The organism is Erythrobacter sp. K21-9 (assembly GCF_055808355.1).
The window spans coordinates 926119-951942 of record NZ_CM147866.1 but is presented as its reverse complement, the minus strand read 5'-3'; the positions used below and the strand labels follow the sequence as shown (position 1 = coordinate 951942).

Sequence of the window (25824 nt, the reverse complement as noted above, 5' to 3'; positions counted from 1 at the left end):
GTAGGCGAACATCAAAAATATTCCCTTAGCGCGCGAAATATTCGGCCTAGCGCGAAGGATCCGGGTGCTGACGGGCCAAAGCCATGCGCTTCGCCGTCGCGGCGACCGACCGCGCGAATGTCGACCGGATCATCGGCTGCATAAAGGCACAGTCCCGCCAGTGTCGCGAAGCCCGGGGTCGCGCGCGCTTCGGGCAGTCCGGTGAGCGAAGGGGCGCGCCCGATACGCACCGGCATGCCGAGTGCGCTCTGTGTAAACTCGGCGAGGCCAGCGAGCTCTGCGCCTCCGCCTGTGAGCACGACCTGCCCTGCGCGCGATCCCGAAAAGCCCATTTCCTTCAATGCCTTGCCAATCTCGCCGGTCAGTTCGGACAGCTGCTGCGTGACCACCGAGACCAGCTCGGCACGGGGAATGCGGTTCTTGTCATCCGCGCCGCGAGCGACGGGTCCCGACGCGCCTTCTTCCCAGTCGTCATTGGGGCCGTTGACCGGGATCATTTCGCGGTGATCGCTGGGGCTCGCTATGGCCGACCCGGACACGCATTTGAGCCGCTCGGCCTGGAACCGGCGGATGCCGAACGCGCTCGCAACGGCGTCGGTGATGTCGCCCGATCCGATCGGCACTGCGCGCAGGCCCAGCAGCATCCCGCCTGCGAAAACGGAGACATTGGTGACGTCCGATCCGATCTCGACCAGCGCCACGCCGAGTTCGCGCTCTTCTTCGGAGAGGCACGCATAGCCCGCCGCCAGCGGCGCGGCGACCACCCCTTCGACTTCGAGATGGGCGCTTTGTACCGCTTCCATGAGGTTGCGGACGGGCGCCCCATCGGCAAGCATGACGTGCACATCGACGCCCAGCCGTTCGGCATGAAGGCCGCGCGGATTGGCGACGCCGTGCGCGCCGTCGAGCGTGTAATGGGCGGGTTGCGCGTGGAGGACCGTGCGGCCATCGGGCTGGATCGTATCGCGCGCCGCGATCAGCAGGTGCTCGACGTCTTCCTCTTCGATCCGGCGGCCGCCAATTTCGATTTCAACTTTGGAGACGTTGCTTTTCAGCCCCGCCCCGGCGCAGGCGATCCACACGCCCTGCACGCTCTGCCCGGCGTTCTTTTCCGCCCGCTCGACCGCGTCTCTGATGGCATAGGTCGCCGCGCGCATGTCGGTGACGTAGCCGCGCTTGACCCCGGCGCTGGCGCGGTGACCCGACCCAAGGACCAGCAAATCGCCGGTTTCGGTTTCGCCCATGATCATGGCGGAGATGCGGAACGAGCCGATATTGACCGCGCCAAAGACCTTGGCGAGGCGGGCCTTGGACGGTGCGGCTTTGCTACGGGAGGCGGGTTTGGAAGCGGGCATCAGGGCGCATTCTCGGCAAGCGATTGCACTTCGTCGGCGCGGCCCGGAATGCGCATGTAGATGCGCGGGGGATCGCGCATGTCGAAACTGGCGACCTTGCCGCCGATCAGGCGGTTCTGACCATCCATGCGCGCAAACTTCACCAGCGCGGAGGCGGCTTCGTCATCCCCTTCGGGCAGCGCCAGCACCTGGTCGGTCTTGAACGTCACGTTCCAGCGGCGATTGCCGATCCATTCGGCCGACACGACTTGCGGCTGAAGCGCGGGTGCAGCAGCGAGCAGCCGGTCGAGGCTGGCAACCTGCTTGGCCGATCCGGGTCCGGAAATGCGCAGCATCCCGGCGGCGGCGTCGCGCGAAATCGGTGCAAGTTCATGCCCGCCCGCATCGATCAGCATCAGCTTGTTCGGCTGCTCAAGCACCGCATGCGGCTCGCGCTCGACAATATCGATGGCGAGCGTTTCGGGCAGCTGGACCGAGACACGCGCATCGGCGACCCACGGCAATTCGAGCAGATCGGCGCGCAGCTTCTCGATATCGACCTGCGGCATCGGCTGGTCCCGCTGTGCGAGAGCGCGGGCATAGACCTCGCGCTCATCCATCCGGTCGGTACCGGTGACGCGCACGTGGCGAACCTCGAAACCGGCGTCCGAAGCCATGTGGGCGACTTGCGCCTGCGCCATTGCCGGGACGCCTGCCAGATTGGCAATCACCCAGGCGAGCGCGACCGCGCCGCCGATAATGACAGCGAGCCAGATGCGGCTCCACTGCTCTTCGGTGAAAGGCAGGATGCCCATTGCGCTGTCGACAAGGCCGGTTGTCTTCGCCTTGGCCCGGCGCGCGCCAGCCGCGCGTCCCTGCGCCTTGGCCGCGCGGCGGACGCCCTTGCCGCCCGAACGCTTGATATTAGCCATGTGCGTCCTCCTTGCGATTGTCGGTGTGCACCCGCAGCGCATCGCGCACGATCATCTCGACCAGTTCAGCATAGTCGATCCCTGCATGTTTCGCCTGCTCGGGCACGAGGCTGAGCGGGGTCATTCCCGGCTGAGTGTTGGTTTCCAGCACGAACAGGCCGTCCTCCCCCGCGTCGTCGTCCCAGCGGTAATCGGTCCGGCTCGTGCCACGGCAGCCAAGCACCTGATGCGCCTTGATTGCATATTGTTCGCACAGGCGCGCGATCTCGGCGGGGATCTTTGCCGGGCATACGTGCTGCGCGCGCCCTTCGGTGTATTTGTGCTCGAAATCGTAGAACCCGTTCTCGATGATGAGTTCTGTCACGCCGAGCGCGCGCGGACCATCTTCGCCGTCGATCACAGCGGTCGTAAGCTCGCGCCCCCGGATGAACGGTTCGGCGAGCAGTTCGCTGAAATCTTGCCATGGCCCTGCTGCATCGCGCGCGATCGGATTACCGATGTTGCTGTCTTCGGTGACGATCGCGACCCCGACAGAGGAGCCTTCGTTGACGGGTTTTAGCACAAAGGGGCGCGGCATTGGATCGCGCTCGAAGAGTTCGTCCGACTTGACAATCCGTCCGCCGGGCATCGGAATGCCGTGCGGAACCAGCGCCTGCTTGGTCAGCTGCTTGTCGATGGCGATAACCGAGGTCGCAACACCAGAATGCGTGTAGGGAATGCCCATCAGGTCGAGCATACCCTGAACCGTCCCGTCCTCGCCCGGCACGCCGTGCAGCGCGTTGAACACGACATCAGGCGCGGCCTCGGCAATGCGCGCGGCGACATCGCGGTCCATATCAATCAGGGTGACGCGGTGGCCCCGGCTTTCAAGTGCATCGGCCACGCCGTGCCCGCTCATCAGCGAAACCTCGCGCTCATTCGCCCAGCCGCCCATCAGGACTGCAACGTGGAGTTTATCGCTCATGCCGCTACCTCGTAGAGCGCTGGCTGCGCATCGATGACCTCTTGGGCTACTCCGTCCTCCCACGGAAACAATCCTGTTTTTGAGCTTGGCCATACGATTTGAAATGCATCCTCCATCGGCCCCCAACCGCGATAGCGCGAATACCACATAGCCGACCCGAAGTTGTCTGCGATTATGTGATCGGGAAGCACGCGCCGCAACACGCAGTCAAAACCGTCAAGCAAGTCACTGACGAGCGAACCGTTATGCATGGTCAGCCCGTGCCGGCATTGCCTGAGAAGGTCGTTAATAATAGAAATCATCAACTTGTTGCCGAGACCGAAGCAGATTACTTCTGGTTGCTTGACCGACTCAGGAAAGCCTATTGAATAGCTCCTGTCCGGAAACACGTCTTCCGGATCGAAAACATAATTTACCTGGCAGCCATGCTCCTCGATGTTTTGAAGTATGCCCTCTTCAAAATCGCTCAGTTCCTCTTCGTTCACGGTACCGCCCCACCCGCTGGATTTCCCATTCGAGCGCGACACCGGACTTTTCGTGGACGCGTTTGCGGACTTCCTCGCCCAGCCCCTCGATTTCGGCGCTGGTGGCGTCGCCTGTGTTGATAAGGAAATTGGTGTGCTTCTCGCTCACCTGCGCGCCGCCCATCTTCAAACCCCGACAGCCTGCTTCATCGACAAGTTGCCATGCCTTCTTGCCTTCGGGGTTCTTGAAGGTCGAACCGCCGGTCTTGGTTCGCAGTGGCTGCGAGTTTTCGCGCGCTTCGGCGATGCGGTCCATTTCCGCGCCGATTTCCTCGGGGTCGCCGGGCGCGCCCTTAAACCGGGCGGAGACCACCACCGCGCCGTCGGGCAGAGCCGAGTGGCGATAGGTGTATTGCAGGTCCGCCTTGGGCAGCGTGACAAGTTCGCCATCGGGCAAGATGACGTCGCAATCGATCAGGATGTCGGCCACCTCGCGTCCATAGGCGCCGCCATTCATGCGCACAAAGCCGCCGACCGTGCCCGGAATGCCGCGCAGGAATTCGAGGCCCGCAATCCCGGCATCGCGGGCGCTCGATGCGGCGAGGATGCCCGGCGTACCTGCGCCGCAGGTGATCGCCGTCTCCCCGGTCACTTCGCATTCGGAAAACGGTTTGCCCAGGCGGATCACTACGCCGGGAACGCCGCCATCGCGGATGATGAGGTTGGAGCCGAGGCCAAGCGCCATGACTGGCATCGACCCGCCAAGGCGGTCCATGAACAACTTCAGATCCGCAAGATCGGCCGGTTCGAACAACCAGTCGGCCGCGCCGCCGCTCTTGAACCAGACGAGCTTCTTCAGCGGCGCGTTGCGCGTCAGGTCGCCGCGAATATCGGCAATCGGCACGGGCGCATCCGCCCCGCCCTCGACCGCGCAGGTCGGCGCGGTGCCATCGTCGCGGTCGAACCAGTCGTCGGGCTGAACCATGTCGCTCATGCCCCCCGTTGTGATTCTATTGCGCTGGCAAGGCCAGCAGCCCAGCGGGTGATATCCCCCGCGCCGAGGCACACGATCATGTCCCCGGCCCCGATTTCCTCGGCCAGAGTGCGCGCAAGGTCGGTTTCGTCCTCGATTGTAGCGGCAGAGCGGTGCCCGCGCGATTTCAGGCCCGCGACGAGCCCGTCTGCATCGGCGCCCTCGATCGGGTCTTCGCCCGCTTCGTAGACAGGCGTGATATAGACCATATCAGCGTCGTTGAAGCAGGTCTGAAAATCGTCCATCAGATCGTTCAGCCGGGTGTAGCGATGGGGCTGAGCGACAGCGATGACCCGCCCGCCAGCACCCGCCGCATCGACCTGCTCGCGCGCCGCACCAAGCACTGCGCTGATCTCAACCGGGTGGTGGGCGTAGTCGTCGATAATCGTGGCAGAGCCAGTGTCAAACGGGACCGTACCGACCTTGGTAAAGCGGCGGCGGACCCCGCTGAAGCTGGCAAAACCGTTGCAGATCACGTCGTCGGGGCAGCCCATCTCGACCGCGACCGCGATCGCGGCGAGCGCATTCTGGACGTTGTGCTTGCCGGGCATCGGGAGGTGGACGCCTTCGATCCGCCGATCTTCCTCACCGCGTTGGCGCACGATCACGTCGAATGTGTTGCCCCCGTCATGCGGGCGCACATTCACCCCGCAAATATCGGCCTGGAGCGAAAATCCGTAGGTAAGCACCTTACGGTCGCGGACTTGGCTGATCACCGCCTGTACTTCGGGATGGTCGATGCACAGGATAGCCGCGCCGTAGAACGGCACGTTGTGAATAAACTCGACAAAGGCTTTCTTCACTCCGTCGAAATCGCCGTAATGGTCGAGGTGCTCGGGATCGATATTGGTCACGACCGCGATGGTGCCGTCGAGCCGCAGGAAGCTGCCATCGCTCTCATCGGCCTCGACGACCATCCAGTCGCTGTCGCCGAGGCGCGCATTCGATCCATATTGTTCGATGATGCCGCCATTGATGACGGTCGGGTCGATTGCCCCGGAGTCAAGCAGGCTGGCGATCATGCTGGTTGTCGTGGTCTTGCCATGCGTCCCCGCGACCGCGACGGTCGATTTGAGGCGCATCAGTTCCGCCAGCATCTCCGCGCGGCGCACGACAGGCGCGCGGTTTTCGAGCGCATGGGCGACCTCGGGGTTGGTCCGGCGAACGGCGCTGGAGGTTACGACGACGCCCGCCCCTTCGACGTTCTTTTCATCGTGCCCGATCTTGACCGAAATGCCTTGCTCTCGCAGCCGGTCGACCGTGGGGCCTTCTTTGATGTCGCTGCCCTGCACCGTGTAGCCGAGGTTGTTCATCACCTCGGCGATGCCCGACATGCCGATCCCGCCTATGCCGACGAAATGGACGACACCAATGTCTGTCGGAACGCCTTTCATGCAGCGCGGTCCTTTGTTGCGCCCTGGCCAGCCGGAGCGCCCTGCGTCGCGGCGCGGGCGTTGTTTCCGCCCACGCGGATCACGTCCATCAGGTCAATCCCGCTCATGCTTTCGACGAGGTCGGCAAGGTCCCGCGCAGCCTTGGGCCGTCCGCAATTCCACGCGCCGTGCGCTGCATTGGCGAGGCTTGCGGGGTTCTGCGCCATCGCCTGGATTTGCTTGGCGAGTTCCTTCGGCGTGAATTTCGCCTGCCGGATCATGCGCGCGCCGCCCGCCTTCGTGATTTCGCGCGTGTTGACGGCCTGGTGATCATCGGTCGCAATCGGTAGCGGGATCAGGATTCCGGGCCGGCCCACAGCGGTCAGCTCCGCAATCGTGGAAGCGCCCGCGCGCCCGATAAACAGGTGCGTATCGGCGAGCCGCTCATCCATATCCTCGAAATAGGTGCCGAGCTCGGCAGGAATATCGTGATTGGCATAACGCTCGCGCACGCGGTCAACATCCTCGCTGCGGCATTGCTGCGTGACTTGCAGGCGCTGGCGCAGTGCCGGCGGGAGCATGGCGAGACCGTCTGGCACGACATCGGACAGGATGCTCGCGCCCTGACTGCCGCCGGTCACCAGCACGCGCAGCAGGCCGTCTTCGGTGAATGCCGGAAATTCCTCATCGCGCAGGGAAAGCACCTCGGCGCGAACCGGATTGCCGACCAGATGAGTTTTTTCCAGATGCTTGGGCTTGAGCCGTTCGACCTCGGGATAGGAGGTCGCGATGGCATCGACCCGGCCCGACAGCAGCCGGTTGACCCGGCCCAGCACGGCGTTCTGTTCATGCACGACCGTAGGGATATTGGCAGAAGTCGCAGCGAGCAAAGCCGGCAATGCGGGATAGCCGCCAAAACCGATCACCGCGCTCGGTTCGAAACTTTCGAACAGGCGCAGCGCCATGTTGCGCCCTTCCCACACGCGCTGCGCGCCGCGGATCCATTGCAGCGGGTTCTTGCCGAAGCGTCCAGCGGGCAGGACATGCGCGGTCAGCCCGGACGGCTTGCCTGGTATGTTCGCCCCGCGCGCATCGGTAATCAGCGCGACATGATGCCCGCGCGCCTGCAATTCTGTCGCAAGCGCGAAGGCCGGGATAAGGTGCCCGCCCGTGCCCCCTGCTGCGAGCACGAAATGACGGCTCGCGCCCGATGGCACATGCTGCGCCGCTTTGCCGCTCTCGCTGTTCATGCGCGGTCCTCCTTGTGCCCGGTTTTCGGGCGCTCGAATAAGTCTTTCAATCCGGTGCTCTCGCGCTCGAGAAAAGGATTTCTCCGGGTGATGGCCAATAGCAGCCCGATGGTGAAACACACGGCGAGCGTAGATGATCCGCCATAACTGATCAGCGGCAGCGTCATCCCCTTCGACGGGAACAGTTGCAGGTTCACCAGGATGTTGATGAACGCCTGGCCGCCGATCTGGGTAACCAGCCCCGCGCCCGCCAGCAGCGCAAACAGATTGTCTTCATCGACCAGCCGCATCAGCGCCTTGCCGATGATGGCGAGATACACCAGCACGATGAGCCCGCACATTAACAGCCCGAACTCCTCGCCGATGACAGAGAAGATGTAATCGGTGTGCGCCTCCGGCAGGTTCATCTTGCGAATTCCGAGCCACAATCCGCTGCCGGTCCAGCCGCCTGCAAGCAGAGTGCGCTGCGCGAGGTCAACCTGGTCAAACGCGGTTCCTCCGCCGAGGAAAGAGTCGATCCGGTAGCGGGCATTGTCGTAGAGGAAATAGGCAGCCGTCAGCGACACCAGTCCCAGCCCGATCAGACCGCCGATCCGCTGGATCGATACGCCTGCTAGCAACACCAGCACGAACCAGATCCCGCCGAACAGGATCGTCGCTCCGAGATTGGGCTGGAGCATCAGAAGCCCTGCCACCAGCGCCATGATCGCTGTGGCGAAGGTCAGGACCGGCAGGTTCTGGTCCCTCAGCCGCCATGACAGGATCCACGCCAGCATGATCGCAAAACCGGGCTTGAGGAATTCTGACGGCTGCAAGGACATGCCGAACTCAAGCCAGCGCCGCGCGCCGTTTTTCTCCACGCCGAAGACCGGCACAAGAAACAGCAGGAACAGGAAACCCGCAAACGCAAGAATACCGAGCCTGCGGGCTGAATCCCGGTCAAGGAAGGATACGCCGATCATGCCCGTAATGCCGAGCGCCTGCCACATGATGTGCTGGCGCAGGTAATGAAATTCGCCGACCGTGACGCCGCGCCGCCCCAGTTGCTCCGCCGCTGCTGGCGCCGCCGCTGCGACCGCGACCGTGCCGAGTGCCATCAGCAGCAGGACGAGGAAGAACAGCCCCTTGTCGATCTCGCGCCACCAGATGCGCGCGTGATCGCTCCATCGGCGGCCCGGACCGGACACTGTACGGCCCGAGCGCTCACCGCGCGAGGGAGCGAAGGTGCCGGTGCCGCTCATGCTGATGTCCCGATGTCGGCTGCGGCGCTGCAATCGTCGCATTCGGCCATGACGCCGACCAACTGGCGGAAGTGCTCGCCGCGCTTCTCGTAATCGCGGAATTGGTCGAAGCTCGCGCAGGCCGGGGAGAACAACACGACATCGCCCGGCTGCGCAGCGGCGCGGCTGCGGCTTACCGCCTCGCTCACCAGCTCGCAGCGTTCGACCCCTTGTAGCTGATCGGTGAGCAGGTCGGCGAACATCGGCCCCGCTTCACCCACTGTGTATGCCGCCGCGACATTGCCGAGATGATCGGCGCATTCGCCCAGCCCGTCTTCCTTGGCCAGCCCGCCCACGATCCAGTGGATGCGCTGCGCTCCGCCGCGGATATCAGGATCGGGCGGGAACGCTGCAAGCGCCGGAGCGGTCGAGGCGGGGTTCGTCGCCTTGCTGTCATTGATGAACAGCACGCCGTCTTCCTCGCACACCAGTTCCATGCGGTGCGGCAGGTTGCGGAAACGCGGGAGGGCGTGGCGCCATTGGCCTTCGGTCACGCCCAGCTCTTCCGCCAGTGCGACCGCGACGGCGACGTTTTCGAGATTGTGCGGCCCTTGCAGCCCCGGCCACTCGGACTGCATCGGCGCGAACCGCTCTAGATCGGCGGCGATCGCGCGGCCCTGCGGACGGCGCTCCTGTTCGGCCCGCATGATCGCGCCGGCAGGCCCGGCAGTGCTGCCGAACACCGCGAACTGGCCAGAGCCCTGCATTGCGAACAGCCGCCCCTTGGCAAACGCATAATCCTCGAACCCGTCATAGCGGTCGAGATGGTCAGGCGTGATATTGGTCAGCGCCGCGACTTCGCAGGCGAGCGAGCGCGTCAGGTCGATCTGGTAGCTCGACAATTCGAGCACATAGACGCCCGTGCCCTGCTCGTTAGGCTCAAGCGGCTCCTGCGCCAGGATCGGCTCCCCGATATTGCCGCCGAGCAGCGACGGAAGGCCCGCCAGTTTGAGGATGTGGTGCAGCAAAGCCACCGTGGTCGACTTGCCGTTGGTGCCGGTGATGCCGACGACCTTGTGCTCGGTCAGGTTGCCGCGCGCAAGGGCGAACAGCTCGATATCGCCGATCACCGGCACGCCGAACCGCTCGGCATGGGCCTTGACAGGGTGGGTGTTGAGCGGGACACCGGGGGAGACGATTACAGCGTCATAACCGGTCAGGTCGATCCCCAGCGGATCGGCCAGCGCGCAGCGTCCCTCGAACGGTTCGCGAGCAATATCCTGACGGTCCCATGCAGTGACCTCAGCCCCGCTGGCCAGCAGCGCTTCAACCGCCGCCGCACCCGATCGCGCCAGGCCGAGCACGGCATAGCGTTTGTCGGCGAAGGCGGGGGAAGTGATCACGGCAGCAGTCTCACCTCAGCTTGAGCGTCGAAAGGCCGATCATCGCGAGGATGATTGCGATTATCCAGAACCGGATCACGACCTTGCTCTCGCTCCAGCCGAGTTGTTCGAAGTGGTGGTGGATCGGCGCCATGCGGAACACGCGCCGTCCGGTGCGCTTGAACCAGAACACCTGCACAATCACCGACACCGCCTCGAGCACGAACAGCCCGCCGACGATGGCCAGCACGACCTCGTGATGGCTCGCCACGGCAATCGCGCCGAGCGCTCCGCCGAGCGCAAGACTGCCGGTATCACCCATGAACACCGCAGCCGGCGGGGCGTTGAACCACAGGAATGCGAGCCCTGCACCCATGATCGCGGCGGAGAACACCGCAAGTTCGCCCGCACCTTCCACGTAGGGAATCCCGAGATAGTCGGAATAATCGACGCGTCCGACGAGGTAGGCGATCAGCGCAAACGTGCCCGCAGCAATGATGACCGGCATGATCGCAAGTCCGTCCAGCCCGTCGGTCAGGTTCACGGCATTGCCTGCGCCCACGATCACGAAAGCGGCGAACAGGTAGTAGAACGGCCCGAGCGGGATCTGCACTTCGGAGAAGAACGGAATGTAGAGATTGGTGTTGATCTGGCTGACGATCAGGTAGGACGCCACGCCTGCGACCGCGAATTCAAGCAGCAGCCGGACCTTGCCCGAAACACCCTTGTGCGAGTTCTTGGACACCTTGTCGTAATCGTCGAAGAACCCGATCACGCCAAACCCGACGGTGACCGCAAGGCAGGCCCAGACCAGCGGGCTGCGCAAGTCCATCCACAGCAGCAGCGCGAACACGAGCGCGACCAGGATCATCAGCCCGCCCATCGTCGGCGCGCCGACCTTGGCGAGGTGCGTTTGCGGGCCGTCCTCGCGGATCGGCTGCCCCTTGCCCTGGCGCACGCGCAGCATGTTGATGAAACGCGGCCCGATGATGAGCCCGAATATAAGCGCCGTCATCAACGTCGCGCCGAAGCGGAACGTCTGATAGCGCACAAGGTTGAGTGCTCCTTCGAAGCCCAGCCATTCAGCGAGTAGATAGAGCATCCAGGTCCTTCGCCCCCGCTTAGCCCGAGGCGCTCGTAAAGTGTGTCACCAGCCTGCCGAGGCCGATCGAGTTGGAGCCCTTTACCAGCACGGCATCGCCGTGCGTGAGACCGAATTGCTCTAGCGCCGCGATCGCTTCGTCAGGCCCTTCGCAATGCTCGAAGCCGGGGCGAATGCCAAGCGGATTGCTAGGGGTTTCCCAGTTGCCGTCCAAGCTCGCTGGCGAGCGCGCGCATCTCCTCGCCGACGAGGATGGCGTGATCGATCTTTGCCTCGGCTAACGGCTCTGCCAGCTGGCGGTGGAATTTCGCTGCGAAATCACCGAGTTCCTTCATGCTGCCGAGCACCGCGACGCGCCGGTGGGCAGGTGTCTGGCCAAGCTGGCGCAAGGTCGCGCGCATCGAAGCGGGGTTCGCGTTGTAACTTTCATCCACAAGTAGCGCCTTACCGCCCGCAGCTGCGATATCGAAGCGCGCGCCGCGTCCTTTCAGGCCGCCCATCTCCGCCAGCGCCAGCCCTGCTGCGGCGAGATCGCCTCCCGCTGCGCGCACTGCCGCCATGACGCCAAGCGAATTGGCGATCCAGTGCTCACCCGGTTCCGCGACCGAATAGCACAGGCGCGCCTCTCCGAGATCAGCGGTTACGAGCGATCCGCCATTGGCGCTGGGGATCGCATCGAGCAGCCGGACATCAGCATCGGTGCTGCGTCCAAAGGTCACGATCTTGACGCCCAGCTTGCGCGCGTGCTCGATCATGCGAGCAGTGTATTCGCTGTCGGTTGGGATTACCGCCGTGCCGCCTTCGGCAAGGCCGTTGAATATCTGGGACTTCTCATCCGCAATCGCCTCCATGCTGCCGAGATTTTCGATATGCGCCGGTGCGATCGTCGTGATGAGCGCGACTTGAGGGCGAACATGCTCTGCCAGCGGTGCGATTTCGCCTGCGTGGTTCATGCCCATCTCGAACACGCCGAATTTAGCGCGAGCAGGCAGCCGCGCGAGGCTGAGCGGGACGCCGACATGGTTGTTGTAGGACCGCACGCTGCGATGCGCTGCGCCTCTGCTTGCGCGGTCGAGACTGGCGAAAATCGCTTCCTTCACCCCGGTCTTTCCGACTGATCCCGTGACCGCGATCCGCACTGCGGACGAGCGGTCGCGCGCGGCATGGGCAAGATCGCGGAGCGCCTTGGTCGTATCCTCGACCAGCACATGCGGATAATCGACCGGGCGGTCGACGATGGCGGCAACCGCTCCCTTGGCGAACGCACCGTCGATGAACTTGTGACCGTCCATCGCCTCACCCTTGAGCGCGATGAAGAGGTCTCCGGGACGCACGTCGCGCGAATCCATTTCGACACCCGACGCGCGAAAGGCATGGCTGGCCTTTCCGCCGGTTGCCGCCTCGATGCTGGCCGCGTCCCACAGGGCAAGCGGCAGCGTGTCGCGCGGATCGGCGGGCCATGCGCGCAGGAGTGCGTGGGCTGCGCTCATACGGCGCTCTCCCCGGAACCCTTGGACGCGCTTTCCGCAGCGCATTCGCGCGCGACCTGAACATCGTTGAACGGTAATACCCGCATATCGTCTCCCGACCCGATTATCTGGCCCTCTTCGTGGCCCTTGCCTGCAATGAGAATGATGTCGTGCGCTCCTGCCTGCCCAATGGCTGCGGAAATGGCTTCGCGCCGTCCGCTCATTTCCGAGGCGTTGTCGCCAGCGCCGGCCAGCACGGCTGAGCGGATTGCGGCGGGATCTTCGCCGCGAGGATTATCATCGGTGACAATCACCACGTCCGCCTTGCGCGACGCTGCCTTGCCCATCGGAGCGCGCTTGCCCGTATCGCGGTCCCCGCCTGCGCCGAACACCGCAATGAGCTTGCCGCCCTTATCCGCGTTCACATGCGGCAGCAGCGCGACAATCGCCGCTTCCAGAGCGTCGGGCGTGTGCGCGTAATCGACATAGACCGGCGCGCCGCTGGCGGTGATCACCGCGCGTTCGAGCCGCCCGCGCACCGGCTGCAAGCGGCCTACGGCATCGAAAACCTGCGAAGCGTTCGCGCCAGTCGCCAGCGCCAGCCCCGCCGAAACCAACGCATTGGCGGCCTGGTAGGCGCCGATCAGCGGCAGCTTCACGGTTCGGCTCTCGCCACCATGCTCGATGGTCAGGGTCTGTCCGAGCTGGGTCGCCTCGCGCTCGGAGAGGCGCAGAAACTCACCCTTCTCGCCAACCGTGCGCACGTCGAGATCGCGCGCGGCGGCTTGCTCGATGGCCTGGTCGGTCCATTCATTCGCATCCGCGCCGTTCCAGATGATGGCGGGCGCGCCTTCATTCACAACCTCTCCGAAGAGCCGCATCTTGGCCGCGAAATAATCCTCCATCGTGCCGTGATAATCGAGGTGGTCGCGGCTGAAATTGGTGAAGGCTGCGGCGGTGACGGGCAGGCCCTCATTGCGGAATTGCGAGAGGCCGTGGCTAGACGCTTCGTAGGCGACATGCGTCACGCCTTCGCGCGCCAGCCCGCTCATGTTCGACAGGAATGTGACGATGTCGGGCGTGGTCAGCCCGGTCGAAACGCTGCCATCGGGCGTGGTCACGCCGAGCGCGCCGATGCTGGCCGCGCGCTCGCCGCACATGCGCCATATCTGCCGCGTCATCTCGGCGGTCGAGGTCTTCCCGTTCGTGCCCGTAACCGCGACAATATGCGGCGGGACGGGCGTGAAGAACTGCGCGGCGAGCTGCGCAAACGCGCGGCGCGGTTCGTCGCTGGCGATGTGCACGGCACCCTGGACCGAAGCCTCGGGCCGGGCAACAACAGCAACCGCGCCTGCTTCGATGGCGGCGGGGATGAAGTCTTCGGCATTGAAGTTTGCGCCCTGAAATGCGCCGAACACGGTGCCGGGTGCGATCTTGCGGTGATCGATGGCGAAGCCGGTGACGCCTGCGTCCGGCGGCGCATTACTGGCGTCCAGGCCCGCGCTTTCAATCAGCCTGGCGAGCTTCATTTATCTTTCTCCACCAGATAGCGGAGGTCGGAGATATCCACGTCGCGCCTGGCATCCGGGCGCGCGCCCAGCATCGGGCCGATGCGCGGAACCAGCCGCCCGACCACCGGCGCGGCGTTGAACGCGGCGGTGCGCTGGAACGAACTTGCGACGGTGCCGCGCGGCTCGTCGATCATTGCGACCACGACATAGCGCGGACGATCCATCGGGAAAGCGGCGGCAAACGTCGAGATGATCTTGCGGCGGCTATAACCGCCCTTGCCCGGTTTCTCAGCCGAGCCGGTCTTGCCCCCGATCCGGAAGCCGGGCGCATCGGCGCTGCGGCCCGTGCCGTAAATCGAGATCATGCGCAGCATCTGCCGCATCCGGGCAGAAGTCGACGCCTTGAACACCCGCTTGCCGCGCGGAATATCGCCGGCATCCAGCTTGTGCAGGGTCGCGGGACGCCAGATGCCGCCATTGACCATCGCCGCATAGGCGTTCGCCAGATGCAGCGGCGTGACCGCGAGCGAGTGACCGTAGCCGATCACCATGTTGGTGTGCCGGTTCTCGGGGTTCTGCGGCCAGAGCGGCTTGCCCCGCGCGGGCAGCTCGATAAACGGCCTCTGGTTCATGTTGAGATCAACCAGCATTTGTTGCAGCCGTTCCGTCCCCAGCTTGTCCGCCACGCGCGCAGTAACGGTGTTTGAAGAGTAGACCAGCGCCTGCGGCACGTTCAGCGTCTCTCCCTTGGGCTTGAGATCGCGGATGCGGCGGTTCCCGACCTCGACCGTGGTCGCATCCCATTCCCGCCCGAGATTGCGGATGACCCCTGCGTCGATTGCGGCAGCAACCGTCAGCGGCTTGAAGGTCGAGCCAAGCTCGTAAAGCCCGTTGGTCGCGCGGTTGAAGACGTTGGGCGCACCATCGGCGCCAACCACGTTGGGATCGAATTCGGGCAGCGAGGCCATCGCCATGATCTCGCCCGTATCGACATCGAGCACGATACCCGCTGCGCCAAGCGCATCGGTGGCGAGCATTCCGCGCCGCAGCTCGTCTTCGAGCGCGCCCTGCGCGCGCACGTCGATCGACAGCGCGACCGGATTGGCGCGCAGGTCGGGATCGGACAGCCGCTCCTCGAGCACTTCCTCCATGCCGATCTTGCCGCCTTGCTGTTCGACCACGTAGCCAAGCACATGCGCTGCAAGCGAGCCCTGCGGATAGTGGCGGTCGGGTTCCTGCGGGAATTGCAGCGCGATCTCGCCCAGTTCAAACACGCGGTTGGCGTCCTCGGGAAGCACGCGGCGGCGCAGATATCCCGCGCGCCCGCTGGCCAGCCTCCGAGCGGTTTCTGCCTCGTCCATGTCGGAGAAAATCGCAGCAAGTTGCGCGGCGACCGCTTCCGGCTCGCCCACCAGCGGATCGCCGCCATCGCCCATCGCCTTGGGATCATACCACAAGGCGTAGGCTGGAAACGCGCGTGCGAGCGGCGCTCCGTTGCGGTCGGTGATTTCGCCGCGCGGCGGGAGCAATTGTTCAGCAAGGCTCGAATGCGTCGGCGCAGACCCGGCAAAGCCGAGCCACGTAATGCGCAAAAGCGCCGCCGCAGCGACAGCGGTGAAGATCGCCGCGACGAACAGCACCCGCGTCCGCGCGGTAAGCAGCGACTGGAATCGAAGCTGGAACAGCTGGACGCGGCCCGCCGGGACTGCCGGACCCTGCGCGGATTTGAGCGGCGAATGCGGCGCTGCATCCGGCGCGAATAGCGGTCCCCCTGTGAAGCCCAGCCCCAATTGTGGGCTGAAAGAATTCATTCGCGGCCCCCGGCGCCTTCACCTGCGAGACCCGCGCTGGCAGCGGTCCGCGCATTGGCAGCGCGGATCGGGGATGCCTCGATCAGAAAATCGCCAAACGCATCGGCGAACACCGCGCCAGCATCGTCTTCGATATTGGCAGCGGCGAGCGTGATCGGCGCGCCGGTGATCGGCGAGACCATTTCGCGCGGTTCATCCGCCTCGCCCGAAGCATCCGTAATTTCGGCGCGGGCAACGCGAATTTGGCGCGGCGCATCGGGACCAAGCGGCTGGCCAAGGCTCGCCAACTGGCGCTCCCCTTCGAGATACTGGTCGGCGCGCGGCGCTTCGAAGCCGAACTCGACCGCGTTCCAGTTGGCAAGCTGGCGCTGGCTGGCGCGGGTCTCGAACTCGGTCTCGAGCAATTTTGTCTGCCGTTCGAGCGAGACGATCTGGCGTTCTGCCAGCAGCACCTCGCTTTTGACGGCATGGACGCGCAGGCTGAGCGCAGCGAAAAGGCCGAGGCACACCGCGAGGACAGCGGCCCATCCGAGCGAACGGATCTGAGTGCTGGTTACGATCATGCTGCGTTCCTCTCTCTTGCTGGGGCTGCGGTGCGGATGGCGTGGCGCAGGGTCGATGAGCGCGCGCGCGGGTTGCGGTCGATCTCGGCCTCGGACGGGCGGATCGCCTTGGAGACTCTCGTGAAAACCGGATCGGGTCCTGGGATTTCGCCGGGCAGGTGCCGGGAGACTGCGCGGCCCGCGCCGGAGGCGTCTTTGAGGAAGCGTTTGACGATGCGGTCTTCGAGACTGTGAAAGCTGACCACCGCGAGCACGCCGCCATCTTTCAGCAGAGCCTCTGCCGCCAACAGCCCTGCGCGCAGCTCGCCCAGTTCATCGTTTACATGGATGCGCACCGCCTGGAATGTGCGGGTCGCCGGGTCTTTCTTGTCGTGCGGCTTGTGCCCCAGCGCCTTGCGCACCACGCGGGCAAGCTCGCCGGTCGTCTCCAGCGGGCGCGCGGCGACGATGGCGCGAGCGACGCGGCGCGACTGGCGTTCCTCGCCGTATTCGTAAAGCACGTCGGCAATCGCGGCTTCATCGGCCGTGTTGAGGAAATCGGCTGCGCTTTCGCCGTCCTGGCTCATGCGCATATCCAGCGGCCCGTCACTGGAAAACGCAAAGCCGCGCTCCCCGTGATCGAGCTGCATCGAGGAAACGCCGATATCCATCACGACGGCATCGACCTGCGGCACTCCGATGCGCTCCAGTTCCTCGCGCATGTGCGAGAAGCGTTCGGCGTGCAGCGAGAGCCTGCCGTCATATTTCTGCACCATCGCGGCGCCATCGCGGATCGCATTGGGATCGCGGTCGAAGGCATAGACGCGCGCGCCATTTTCCAGCAGCGCCGCCGAATAGCCGCCCGCGCCGAAGGTCGCATCGACTATTTCCATACCCTGACGCGGGCCGATCGCAGCGATCACTTCGTCGAGCAGGACGGGGATGTGAGGCGCGTTCATGACTTGCCGCCCCCCTTCTTGGAGGCTTTTGTTGCGGCTTCCTTGACCATGCTGGCGCAGGTAACCTGCGCACCGCGAAAGCTTTTATCCATGCGCGCCAGTTCCTCGGGATTCCACACGAAGAAGAATTCGCCCGCACCGTGGAAGTACAGTCCGCCATCGACCTTGCCGAGATCGCGCAGGTGATCCGGCATGACGAAGCGCCCGCTATCGTCGAAAGGGAGCTGCTCAAACCCGAAGAGCTGCTGGGCGCGGATATCGCGGTCGAACTCGGTGACATTCATGCGGATGGCGCGCTCTTCCTCGCGGTCGAGCTGCTTGTGCAGTTCATCGATCCGCGAAAGGCCGAACCCGATCAGGCAATCGAATTTCTCATGCGCAGCAAGACACAGCGTCTTGCTGCCGCCGGAGCTTTCCTTGACCGCCTTGCGGAACGCGGGAGGCAGGACGAAGCGACCCTTATCGCCCGAAGGCGAATAGGCTTTTCCGCTATATGTCCCGAGCGCAGACACGCTTCTCAATCCCCTCATATCCCCGACTGGCATTCCCGATTGAAATGCCCATCGCACCAGACATGCCTTCCCCGCAGCCGCCACCGCGCGAACGGAGGCGGCGCGCCGACCGAATTCAGGTGACGCGGGGCAAACAGACATGTTTGATGGAACCCGGTAATATCGGGGATGCGAGTATGATGAAAGGGCTTTTTACGGGAAATCTAGGGATTAAACGGAAAGTATCTGTTTTATAACACTTTTCTTGGATAATCTAAATGCCTACCACACCCGTGATAACCCCAAACATCCCGCAATTTCCCGTAGGAAAGCGCTGAATTCAGGCTATTTCCCCGATATTCCCGCTCGAGTCCCTTGTCCGGAGTCGGCAGGCGCAACTGCATCCCGCATTTTCCCCAAATCGCTCTCATGGGAAGGCGAAGTCCATGAAGTCGCTGAGCGGAGCCGCCTGCCCCTGCTCGAAAACGAACGCATCGACCAGTAGCATCACCTCGCCCTCGTCAATCCGGCAGCGCGCCGCGATGGCCTCGGCGAGCACTTCGCACTCTCCCGCCCCGCCATCCTGAAGGATTACGTTTCCGGCCAGATTGACCACGAGCTGGCCTTCGCCAATAGCGACACTGCGCAGCCCCGCGCTTTGGCTCTCGTCATACCCGACGCCCAGCCCCCAGCGGTACGACAACGGGCGGGATCAGAGCCATATCCACCGGTACCGCCTCGGATCGCCCAGCGGCAATTCGTATTCACCCGTCAGCATCGGGTCGAGCACGAGCAGCAGCTTGCCCCCGGCCTTTACCCAGTCATCCAGCGCTACATTGTCCGCCGGGGACAGACCGCGCGGCTGGATCACCGCCAACCGGTCAAGCCCGGCGAGTGGATCGGTGTCAGGATCGCCAGTCGACAGACCGGCAATCGGCGAAAGCGTATCGAGCGGCATCAGCTCGAACCCGGCCTCAAGCGTCTGGCGCTGGGGCGGCACCTGCGCTTCGCCGCTCGCGAACTCTCCAAACGAAGCGCCCAGCGGCCAATAAAGCGGCAGGCTCGTCATCAGACCGAGCAGCGGTTTTGCGCTCGCAACCTCTGCGGCAGGCGCCTCGGCGGGCTCGGCCTCCGCAGTCCTCGCTTCGCAGCCCGGCAAAGCGGCCAGCGCTGCCGCGGCCAATCCTGCGCCCGCGACTTGGGCGGCAAATCGCATTACGGAAATTCGACGTCGGCTGGCGGAGCCGCGGGTTCGGGCGGCGCCGCAGCGGCGCTGTCGGCATTGCCGCTGGGCGCCGGGCTTGGCGAAGGGTCCACCGGAATATCGGGCACAACGCCTGCATCGACCAGCGGATCGCGCTGCGGCGGCGCTTCGGTTGGCTCCGTAGTCGGAGCGGCTTCGGGCACGGCGGTCTGCTCCGCAAGTTCGGCCTGACCGCCGATGATGCTCGCCAGCCCGACCAGCAGCACCATCGCGAATATCCCGAACAGGCCGACCTGGAGCCGCTGGATCGCCTCGGCGCGCGTCCCGCCGAGCGGTGCGCCCTCTGGCGGCTCACCACCCGAGGCGGGTTCATCGCCGATGCGTCCGAAGAGCTTTCTGCTAGCCATTGGCCCAGCCTATCAGCCAGCCGGTTCGCGCGCCAGCCAGTCGAACACCGGCAGGTCTTTCGAGGCCAACCATTCGGCGTTGTAAAGCGTCGAGAGGTAGCGAAACCCGGTGTCGCACAGGATCGTTGCGATCTGCGGCTTTTCGCTTCCCTCGGCGGCCAATTGCTTGCCGAGTTCAATCGCGCCGGCAACGTTGATGCCGGATGACAGGCCAAGGCACAGCCCTTCCTTGCGCAGCAGGTGCTCGACCCAGACCAGCCCTTCCTCGTCGGAAATGCGAAACTGCGTTTCGATCGGCGCGCCCTCCAGGTTGGCAGTGATGCGGCCCTGCCCGATCCCTTCGGCGACGGACGATCCCTCGCCTTTCAGCTCGCCGTGGGCGTAGTAATTGTAGAGCGCCGCGCCGTGCGGATCGGTCAGCGCGATGCGGATATTCTCGTCCTTTTCCTTCAGCCCCATGCCGACGCCCGCAATCGTCCCGCCGGTCCCGGCAGCGCAGGTGAAGCCGTCGATTCTGCCGCCGGTCTGCACCCACAATTCCTGTGCCGTGGTCTCGATATGAGCCTTGCGATTGGCGACATTATCGAACTGCCCGGCCCAGATCGCGCCCTCGGTTTCTTCCGCCATGCGGCGCGAGACGTGCTGGAAATGCGCAGGGTCGGCATATTTGGTCGGTGGGACGAGCACGAGCTGCGCGCCGAGTGCCCGCAGCGTGTCCATCTTCTCCTTCGACTGGTTGTCGGGCATGACTATGATCGTCTTGTAGCCGAGCGCATTGGCGACCAGCGCGATGCCGATGCCGGTGTTGCCGGCCGTGCCCTCAATCACGGTGCCGCCGGGCTGCAATTCCCCGCGCTCTTCGGCATCGCGGATCATGTAGAGCGCCGCGCGGTCCTTTACCGATGAGCCGGGATTGGCGAATTCGCACTTGCCCCAGATGTCGCAGCCCGCCGCCTCGCTCGGCCCGGCAAGGCGGACCAGCGGCGTGTTCCCGATCAGGGCGAGCGTATCGCCGTAAGGTTGGGTAATGTTCATGCCCGGGATTTAGAGCCTTCGCCCCGCCCCCGCAAACAACATTAATCTTCTTCGGCGATAGTTACCTTCAGCCCGTCAAGCTCTGCCGTGAACGGGATCTGGCATGAAAGGCGCGAGTTTTCGGTGCGGTGCTCGGAGGATTCGAGCAGGTCGTCCTCGTCCTCGCTCATCGCCGGCAGTTTGTCGGTCGCGCCGCCAACCACGTGCACGTGGCACGTCGCGCACGAACAGCACCCGCCGCACAACGCCAGCAGCTCGTCAAAGCCGTTATCGCGGATGGCTTCCATCACCGTCAGGCCGTCTTCGACCTCGATCTCGCTTGTTTCGCCTTCACGATTGGTGACGACCAGCTTTGGCATGGGCTTCGGTTCCTCTTTGACAGGTTGAGCGCAAGGATGCGCGCTATCGCTAAAACAGCCGCGCTGCTAGGACGTTCCGGATTCCAACGCAAGCTAAGGAAAATGTGAGTGGGGCTGACAGCGGCGCAGATCAGAGGCGGTCTGGATCAACTGGCGGCAGGCGATGCAAGGCTCGCCGCCGAATTGCAGCGCGTCGGCTATCCCGAGCCGCGCCTGCGCGATCGCGGCTACAAGACCTTGCTTCGCACGATCGTTGGTCAACAGGTCTCGATCGCGGCGGCAAGCTCGATGTGGAACAAGCTTGAGGGCGAGCTGGGCGAGGATTTCACGACCGCCTGCCTGCTGAAACGCGATTTCGATACGCTGCGCGCCTGCGGGTTGTCGCGGCAGAAGCAGGGCTATGCGCGGAGCCTGTGCGAGCTGGTCGAAGCGGGCGCGGTCGATTTCGACAACCTGCCCGAGGATGATCAAGAGGCGGTCGAAGAACTCACCCAGATCAAGGGCATCGGGCGCTGGTCGGCCGAGATATACCTGCTGTTCGCCGAAGGGCGCGGCGACATGTGGCCTGCCGGTGATCTGGCGGTGCAGGAAGGTGTGAAACGCCTGCTGGAGCTGGACGAGCGGCCAAAGGAAAAGGAACTGCGCGAAATCGGCGAACGGTGGTCACCGCACCGGGGCGCAATGGCAATCTTCACCTGGCATTACTACGCCAATCCGGCTTTGTGACTGGGACGGCAAATGGACGCTGCGCGGGAGGCAAACCGAATGCCTAATCCGAGCGTCGACGAACCGCCTTTGCGAGGAGGTAGGGGCGCGGGATCGTTAGCCCCATTCCGCCATCGAATTTTTCATGCTCTTCCTTGAAGCGGCGGCCCAATTCCTGGACGACGGAATCGTCGTTGGCTTCGACAATCTCTCGCATCGGGCCAAAAGTGCGAATGTAGAAGCGCCAGAGATGCTCCGTTGAGTCGAAACAACCATAGCTTACCCCGTTTTCAAAACTGAGTTCGAAGTTTTCGCCCAGCAGGTCGCTGACACCACGTTCCTCCCCCAGACCATGGGTGAGGGACCGCTCGCTGAGCTCGAATCCTGATATTCACTGACCAATTCGAATATGCGCCCGACAGCGGGGTCAGGAGCCCATGAGGTGATTACCGCCCTGCCACCGGGCTTCAGGACTCTTGCGAGTTCAGCTGCAGCGCCTTCCTGATCGGGTGCAAACATGATGCCAAAAGTCGAAACAGCTCGGTCGAAATGCGCCTCAGGGAATGGGAGGTTCGCTGCATCCGCCTTCGTAAACGTAATGGGCGGCTCACAATGCGCCGCAATTTCACGGGCAGCGGCCAGCAGGCCGTCGGCGATATCAATTCCAGTAACGCTGGCAGCAAACCGTGCCGCAAAACGCGCGCTCATCCCCGTGCCAGTTGCTATGTCGATGACACTGTCACCGGGAGACGGGTTCAGGCGCATCGTAGTATGAACCAAAGCATCCGAGATGCTGAAGCTGATGTCATCATAGTCCGCAGCAGCACTGCTCCACATGCGGTTCGCCATCTCGGTAGGATCTTTGGACACGGCAGCCTCCCTGCATCAGTCAGAAAACCGCTCAGCCATTCTTACAAGTTGAAACCGAGCTGGAGCAGCGACTGATCGGTCAGAGGGTATCACACTTGGGGGCGGGTGTCCGCAATCGGGGTCAAGAGCCGGCAATGACTCACCCCGGCATTTGCAATCCCCGCCCCGCTCCCTAGCTGTCACCCTCATCCAAGGGAGAGACCATGACGACCGCCAATACCGCTATCGACCAATTCCCGCTGATCCCGCGCGAGCATCTATTCGGCAACCCGACCCGCGCTCAGGGCAAGATCAGTCCCGATGGCACATGGCTCAGCTGGCTCGCGCCCAAGGATGGCGTGCTCAATATCTGGGTCGCCCCGCGCGCCAAGCCTGACGATGCGCAGGCGATCACCTCCTCCACCGACCGCCCGATCCGCGAGCATTTCTGGGCGCCAGACGGCAAGAGCGTCGGCTATATCCAGGACAAGGGCGGGGACGAGAATTTCCTGCTTTACCGCATCGACATCGCCAGCGGCGAGGAGGAATGCCTCACTCCGTTCGAGAACACGCGGGTGCAGATCGTCGGCGCCTCGGAGACGATCAAGGACAAGGTGCTGGTCGGCCTCAACAACCGCGATCCGCAATTCCACGACGTGCACCTGCTCGATCTCAACACCGGCTCGCTGGAGCTGGTTTACGAGAACAACGCCTATGCCGGGTTCATGGCGGACGACACGCTGACGCTGCAGATGGCCATGCAGCAGAACGAGGCAGGCGGGACCGACTACTTCCGCGTGGCGGGCAATGATGTCGAGGATGAACCGTTCGAAAGCACGGCAATGGAGGATGCGCTGACGACCTCGCCCGCCGGGTACACGGTCGATGGCTCGATCCTGTACTGGCTCGACAGCCGGGGCCGCGATACGGCGGCGCTCTACGCGCAGGATACGGCAAGCGGTGAGCGCGAGCTGATCGCCGAGGATGACAAGGCCGATATCGGCGGCACGATCCGCCACCAGCAGACGGGCGAAGTGCAGGCCTATTCGGTGAATTACCTCAAGACCGAATGGACCGCGATCGACGCCGACCTCAAGGCCTCGCTCGACTGGCTGCGCGCGCAGTTCGATGGCGAATACGGGATCATGAGCCGCACTGATGACGATGCGTCGTGGATCGTGTGGAACGACCCGCTGACCGGCCCGATCGCGACCCATATCTATGACCGCGAGGCGAGCACTCTGACGCCGTTCTACGTCTCCCGGCCCGAACTTGAGGGCGCACCGCTCCAGCCGATGCACCCGGTCGAGATCGCCAGCCGTGACGGGCTGACCCTGCCCTCCTATCTGACGCTACCGGCGGGCAGCGATGCCGATGCGAACGGACGCCCCGGCGAGCCTGTTCCGATGGTGCTGCTGGTCCACGGCGGACCGTGGGCGCGTGACACGTTCGGGTTCAGCTCGATCCACCAGATGCTCGCCAATCGCGGTTATGCGGTCCTGTCGGTAAACTTCCGCGGCTCGACCGGCTTTGGCAAAGGCTTCATCAATGCCGGCAACAAGCAGTGGGGCCTCGCGATGCATGACGACCTGATCGACGCGGTCCGCTGGGCCGTCGCTGAAGGCATTGCGCAGGAGGACAAGGTCGCGATCATGGGCGGCTCCTATGGCGGCTATGCGACGCTTGCCGGACTGACCTTCACGCCAGACGTGTTCGCATGCGGCGTCGATATCGTCGGGCCGTCCAATCTCGAAACGCTGCTCTCCACAATCCCGCCCTATTGGGCCCCGCTGGTCAAGACATTCCATGAGCGGATGGGGAATCCCGAAACCGAAGAAGGGCTTGCCCTGCTGAAAGAAGCCAGTCCGCTCTACAAGGCGGACGAGATCACCAAGCCGCTGCTGATCGCGCAGGGTGCAAACGATCCGCGCGTCAAGCAATCCGAAAGCGACCAGATCGTCGGTGCGATGAAGGATCATGGGATTCCGGTCACTTACGTGCTCTACCCCGACGAAGGACACGGCTTTGCCAAGCCCGCCAATTCGATTGCATTCTTCGCGGTGGCGGAGAATTTTCTTGCCGAATGCATTGGCGGGCGCGCCGAGCCTTTGGGCGATGTGCTCGAACCCTCGACCGCCGAGATCGTCGAAGGCGCGGGACACGTGCAGGGACTGGAAACTGCGCTGGGCGGATGACAAAAGCGCCGCCTGTCCCTAAACAGGTTTCAAATTGAAATCTTGGGAAGGGTTCACATGAGCAAGGCACCGCAAACAGACGGCCAGCGCCGCAGCATTTTCATCACCGGCGGAGCGTCCGGCATCGGCCGCGCGACCGCGCGCTATTTCGGCGAGCGCGGCTGGTTCGTCGGTATCGCGGACATCAACGAGGCCGGAATGGAAGACACGCTCGGCCTGATCGAGGGCGGGTTCAAATACATGCACAAGCTCGATGTGCGCGACCGCGCGGCGTGGGACACCGCGCTTGAAGCGTTCGCGACGGCTGCGGGCGGGCGGATCGACGTGATGGTCAACAATGCCGGGATCGGCACCGGCGGGCCGCTCGCGGAGCTTGAAACCGAAGAGATCGACCGCTGCCTCGATATCAACCTGAAAGGCGTGCTCTACGGCGCGCAGGCGGTCTATCCCTACCTGCAAAAGACCGCGCCGGGTTCCTGCCTCGTCAACATCGCAAGCGCAGCCGGGATTACCGGCGGCACGGGTATGAGCGTCTACAGCGCGACCAAGTTCGCAGTGCGCGGCATCGCCGAAAGCCTTGATGCCGAATGGGCGCCGGAGGACATCAAGGTGTGCTCGATCTGCCCGAGTTTCATCGAAACCCCGTTGCTGGACGGGACCGGCAACCGCCATTCGAACGAGCCTGTGCGCGACCGGGTAAGAGCGGCGGGGCTGGAAATCACTCCTGTCGAAGAGGTCGCGGAAACTATATGGGACGCGGTCCACGGCGACGGGCTGCACTATCTCGTCGGCAAGACCGCCAGAAAGCTCAATTTCGCCAAACGCTGGATGCCGGGGAAGATCCGCAAGCAAAACCGCGAAGCCGCCTCGCTGCTGGGCCGATGATCAGCCTGCGATCCTGTCGATAGCGCGCGCGAGCTTCGCATCGAGGTGCGATAGCCCGCCATTTGTCCCGGCATCATGCGTGGTCAGCGTGATCTCCACGTTGGCATAGACGTTGAACCATTCCGGGTGGTGATCGTGGCTGTCCGCAAGCAGCGCGACGCGGCTCATGAATCCCCATGCTTCGGAGAAATCGCCAAACTGGAATGTGCGCGTGATCGCCTTGCCTTCGCGCGCCGATTCCCAATCGGGATGATCGGCCAGCAGGCTTGCACGTTCTTTCTCGTCGAGTTCGGGAACATTGGCCATCGGGGGAGGCTCCTGTGTCAGAGTGTTGTGGGCGGGATAGCT

Annotated in this window: 26 protein-coding genes and 1 pseudogene; 3 read left to right on the top strand and 24 right to left on the bottom strand. The window is 63.9% G+C overall.

The features are described 5' to 3' along the window. Nucleotides 1-11: 11 nt before the first annotated feature. The 21 genes and pseudogenes from ftsA to AC0L39_RS04670 form a co-directional block, all read right to left on the bottom strand. Nucleotides 12-1355 carry a cell division protein FtsA gene (gene ftsA, locus AC0L39_RS04770; RefSeq protein WP_473261158.1) on the bottom strand — a complete coding sequence of 448 codons (1344 nt, stop codon included), beginning with the start codon at nucleotides 1353-1355 and terminating at the stop codon, nucleotides 12-14. After that, nucleotides 1355-2266, bottom strand: coding sequence for a cell division protein FtsQ/DivIB (locus tag AC0L39_RS04765; RefSeq protein ID WP_473261157.1), 912 nt, complete (start codon nucleotides 2264-2266; stop codon nucleotides 1355-1357). The genes ftsA and AC0L39_RS04765 overlap by 1 nt, the downstream gene beginning before the upstream one ends. Beyond that, entirely contained in the window at nucleotides 2259-3230 is a 972-nt protein-coding gene (locus tag AC0L39_RS04760) for a D-alanine--D-alanine ligase (RefSeq protein ID WP_473261156.1), read from the bottom strand. The genes AC0L39_RS04765 and AC0L39_RS04760 overlap by 8 nt, the downstream gene beginning before the upstream one ends. Further along, entirely contained in the window at nucleotides 3227-3715 is a 489-nt protein-coding gene (locus tag AC0L39_RS04755; RefSeq protein ID WP_473261155.1) for a DUF4262 domain-containing protein, read from the bottom strand. Before AC0L39_RS04755 ends, AC0L39_RS04760 begins: the two co-directional genes overlap by 4 nt. Beyond that, on the bottom strand, nucleotides 3687-4688 hold the full coding sequence (gene murB, locus AC0L39_RS04750; protein WP_473261153.1) for a UDP-N-acetylmuramate dehydrogenase: 1002 nt from the start codon (nucleotides 4686-4688) through the stop codon (nucleotides 3687-3689). Before murB ends, AC0L39_RS04755 begins: the two co-directional genes overlap by 29 nt. Then, on the bottom strand, nucleotides 4685-6121 hold the full coding sequence (murC, locus tag AC0L39_RS04745; RefSeq protein ID WP_473261151.1) for a UDP-N-acetylmuramate--L-alanine ligase: 1437 nt from the start codon (nucleotides 6119-6121) through the stop codon (nucleotides 4685-4687). Before murC ends, murB begins: the two co-directional genes overlap by 4 nt. Beyond that, nucleotides 6118-7350: an undecaprenyldiphospho-muramoylpentapeptide beta-N-acetylglucosaminyltransferase gene (gene murG, locus AC0L39_RS04740; protein WP_473261150.1), complete on the bottom strand. Its 1233-nt coding sequence runs from the start codon at nucleotides 7348-7350 to the stop codon at nucleotides 6118-6120. The genes murC and murG overlap by 4 nt, the downstream gene beginning before the upstream one ends. Then, the gene (locus AC0L39_RS04735; protein WP_473261147.1) at nucleotides 7347-8591 is read right to left on the bottom strand and encodes an FtsW/RodA/SpoVE family cell cycle protein; all 1245 of its coding nucleotides are present in this window, start codon (nucleotides 8589-8591) and stop codon (nucleotides 7347-7349) included. Before AC0L39_RS04735 ends, murG begins: the two co-directional genes overlap by 4 nt. After that, nucleotides 8588-9973 (bottom strand): UDP-N-acetylmuramoyl-L-alanine--D-glutamate ligase, encoded by a 1386-nt coding sequence (murD, locus tag AC0L39_RS04730; protein WP_473261145.1) that lies wholly within the window; start codon nucleotides 9971-9973, stop codon nucleotides 8588-8590. Before murD ends, AC0L39_RS04735 begins: the two co-directional genes overlap by 4 nt. Before the next feature lie 10 nt (nucleotides 9974-9983). Continuing rightward, nucleotides 9984-11054 carry a phospho-N-acetylmuramoyl-pentapeptide-transferase gene (gene mraY / locus AC0L39_RS04725; protein WP_473261142.1) on the bottom strand — a complete coding sequence of 357 codons (1071 nt, stop codon included), beginning with the start codon at nucleotides 11052-11054 and terminating at the stop codon, nucleotides 9984-9986. A 19-nt stretch (nucleotides 11055-11073) separates the two neighbouring features. Beyond that, nucleotides 11074-12544: pseudogene (locus AC0L39_RS04720) on the bottom strand (UDP-N-acetylmuramoyl-tripeptide--D-alanyl-D-alanine ligase). Beyond that, nucleotides 12541-14052 carry a UDP-N-acetylmuramoyl-L-alanyl-D-glutamate--2,6-diaminopimelate ligase gene (locus AC0L39_RS04715; RefSeq protein WP_473261140.1) on the bottom strand — a complete coding sequence of 504 codons (1512 nt, stop codon included), beginning with the start codon at nucleotides 14050-14052 and terminating at the stop codon, nucleotides 12541-12543. The pseudogene AC0L39_RS04720 and the gene AC0L39_RS04715 overlap by 4 nt, the downstream one beginning before the upstream one ends. Then, a complete protein-coding gene (locus AC0L39_RS04710; protein WP_473261138.1) occupies nucleotides 14049-15845 on the bottom strand; it encodes a peptidoglycan D,D-transpeptidase FtsI family protein in 1797 nt (598 codons plus the stop codon). Before AC0L39_RS04710 ends, AC0L39_RS04715 begins: the two co-directional genes overlap by 4 nt. After that, nucleotides 15842-16408: a hypothetical protein gene (locus AC0L39_RS04705; RefSeq protein WP_473261136.1), complete on the bottom strand. Its 567-nt coding sequence runs from the start codon at nucleotides 16406-16408 to the stop codon at nucleotides 15842-15844. Before AC0L39_RS04705 ends, AC0L39_RS04710 begins: the two co-directional genes overlap by 4 nt. Further along, nucleotides 16405-17346 carry a 16S rRNA (cytosine(1402)-N(4))-methyltransferase RsmH gene (rsmH, locus tag AC0L39_RS04700; protein ID WP_473261134.1) on the bottom strand — a complete coding sequence of 314 codons (942 nt, stop codon included), beginning with the start codon at nucleotides 17344-17346 and terminating at the stop codon, nucleotides 16405-16407. The genes AC0L39_RS04705 and rsmH overlap by 4 nt, the downstream gene beginning before the upstream one ends. Next, the gene (locus AC0L39_RS04695) at nucleotides 17343-17858 is read right to left on the bottom strand and encodes a division/cell wall cluster transcriptional repressor MraZ (protein ID WP_473261132.1); all 516 of its coding nucleotides are present in this window, start codon (nucleotides 17856-17858) and stop codon (nucleotides 17343-17345) included. The genes rsmH and AC0L39_RS04695 overlap by 4 nt, the downstream gene beginning before the upstream one ends. 406 nt (nucleotides 17859-18264) lie before the next feature. Next, nucleotides 18265-18540: a hypothetical protein gene (locus AC0L39_RS04690; RefSeq protein ID WP_473261130.1), complete on the bottom strand. Its 276-nt coding sequence runs from the start codon at nucleotides 18538-18540 to the stop codon at nucleotides 18265-18267. A gap of 9 nt (nucleotides 18541-18549) precedes the next feature. Further along, nucleotides 18550-19053 (bottom strand): hypothetical protein, encoded by a 504-nt coding sequence (locus AC0L39_RS04685; RefSeq protein ID WP_473261128.1) that lies wholly within the window; start codon nucleotides 19051-19053, stop codon nucleotides 18550-18552. Further along, nucleotides 19053-19448, bottom strand: coding sequence for a hypothetical protein (locus AC0L39_RS04680; protein WP_473261126.1), 396 nt, complete (start codon nucleotides 19446-19448; stop codon nucleotides 19053-19055). The genes AC0L39_RS04685 and AC0L39_RS04680 overlap by 1 nt, the downstream gene beginning before the upstream one ends. A 12-nt stretch (nucleotides 19449-19460) precedes the next feature. Beyond that, nucleotides 19461-20483, bottom strand: a complete 1023-nt coding sequence (locus tag AC0L39_RS04675; protein WP_473261124.1) for a cysteine synthase A — start codon at nucleotides 20481-20483, stop codon at nucleotides 19461-19463. Between the two features lie 41 nt (nucleotides 20484-20524). Next, a complete protein-coding gene (locus tag AC0L39_RS04670; protein WP_473261122.1) occupies nucleotides 20525-20842 on the bottom strand; it encodes a 2Fe-2S iron-sulfur cluster-binding protein in 318 nt (105 codons plus the stop codon). Nucleotides 20843-20950: 108 nt separating this feature from the next. Between AC0L39_RS04670 and AC0L39_RS04665 the strand changes: the two genes are divergently transcribed. Then, on the top strand, nucleotides 20951-21568 hold the full coding sequence (locus tag AC0L39_RS04665) for a DNA-3-methyladenine glycosylase family protein (RefSeq protein WP_473261120.1): 618 nt from the start codon (nucleotides 20951-20953) through the stop codon (nucleotides 21566-21568). A gap of 43 nt (nucleotides 21569-21611) precedes the next feature. On the opposite strand, the gene AC0L39_RS04660 is transcribed toward AC0L39_RS04665, so the two are convergent. Further along, nucleotides 21612-21764, bottom strand: a complete 153-nt coding sequence (locus AC0L39_RS04660) for a hypothetical protein (protein WP_473261118.1) — start codon at nucleotides 21762-21764, stop codon at nucleotides 21612-21614. A 62-nt stretch (nucleotides 21765-21826) separates the two neighbouring features. Beyond that, nucleotides 21827-22417, bottom strand: a complete 591-nt coding sequence (locus AC0L39_RS04655) for a class I SAM-dependent methyltransferase (protein WP_473261116.1) — start codon at nucleotides 22415-22417, stop codon at nucleotides 21827-21829. A 203-nt stretch (nucleotides 22418-22620) separates the two neighbouring features. Here AC0L39_RS04655 and AC0L39_RS04650 point away from each other — a divergent pair, with 203 nt between their 5' ends. Both AC0L39_RS04650 and AC0L39_RS04645 read left to right on the top strand, forming a co-directional pair. Next, the gene (locus AC0L39_RS04650; RefSeq protein WP_473261114.1) at nucleotides 22621-24591 is read left to right on the top strand and encodes a S9 family peptidase; all 1971 of its coding nucleotides are present in this window, start codon (nucleotides 22621-22623) and stop codon (nucleotides 24589-24591) included. 57 nt (nucleotides 24592-24648) lie between these two features. Then, on the top strand, nucleotides 24649-25476 hold the full coding sequence (locus AC0L39_RS04645) for an SDR family oxidoreductase (RefSeq protein ID WP_473261112.1): 828 nt from the start codon (nucleotides 24649-24651) through the stop codon (nucleotides 25474-25476). Here the strand turns inward: AC0L39_RS04645 and AC0L39_RS04640 are convergent, their stop codons facing one another. Further along, the gene (locus AC0L39_RS04640) at nucleotides 25477-25782 is read right to left on the bottom strand and encodes a 4a-hydroxytetrahydrobiopterin dehydratase (protein WP_473261110.1); all 306 of its coding nucleotides are present in this window, start codon (nucleotides 25780-25782) and stop codon (nucleotides 25477-25479) included. Nucleotides 25783-25824: the final 42 nt, after the last annotated feature.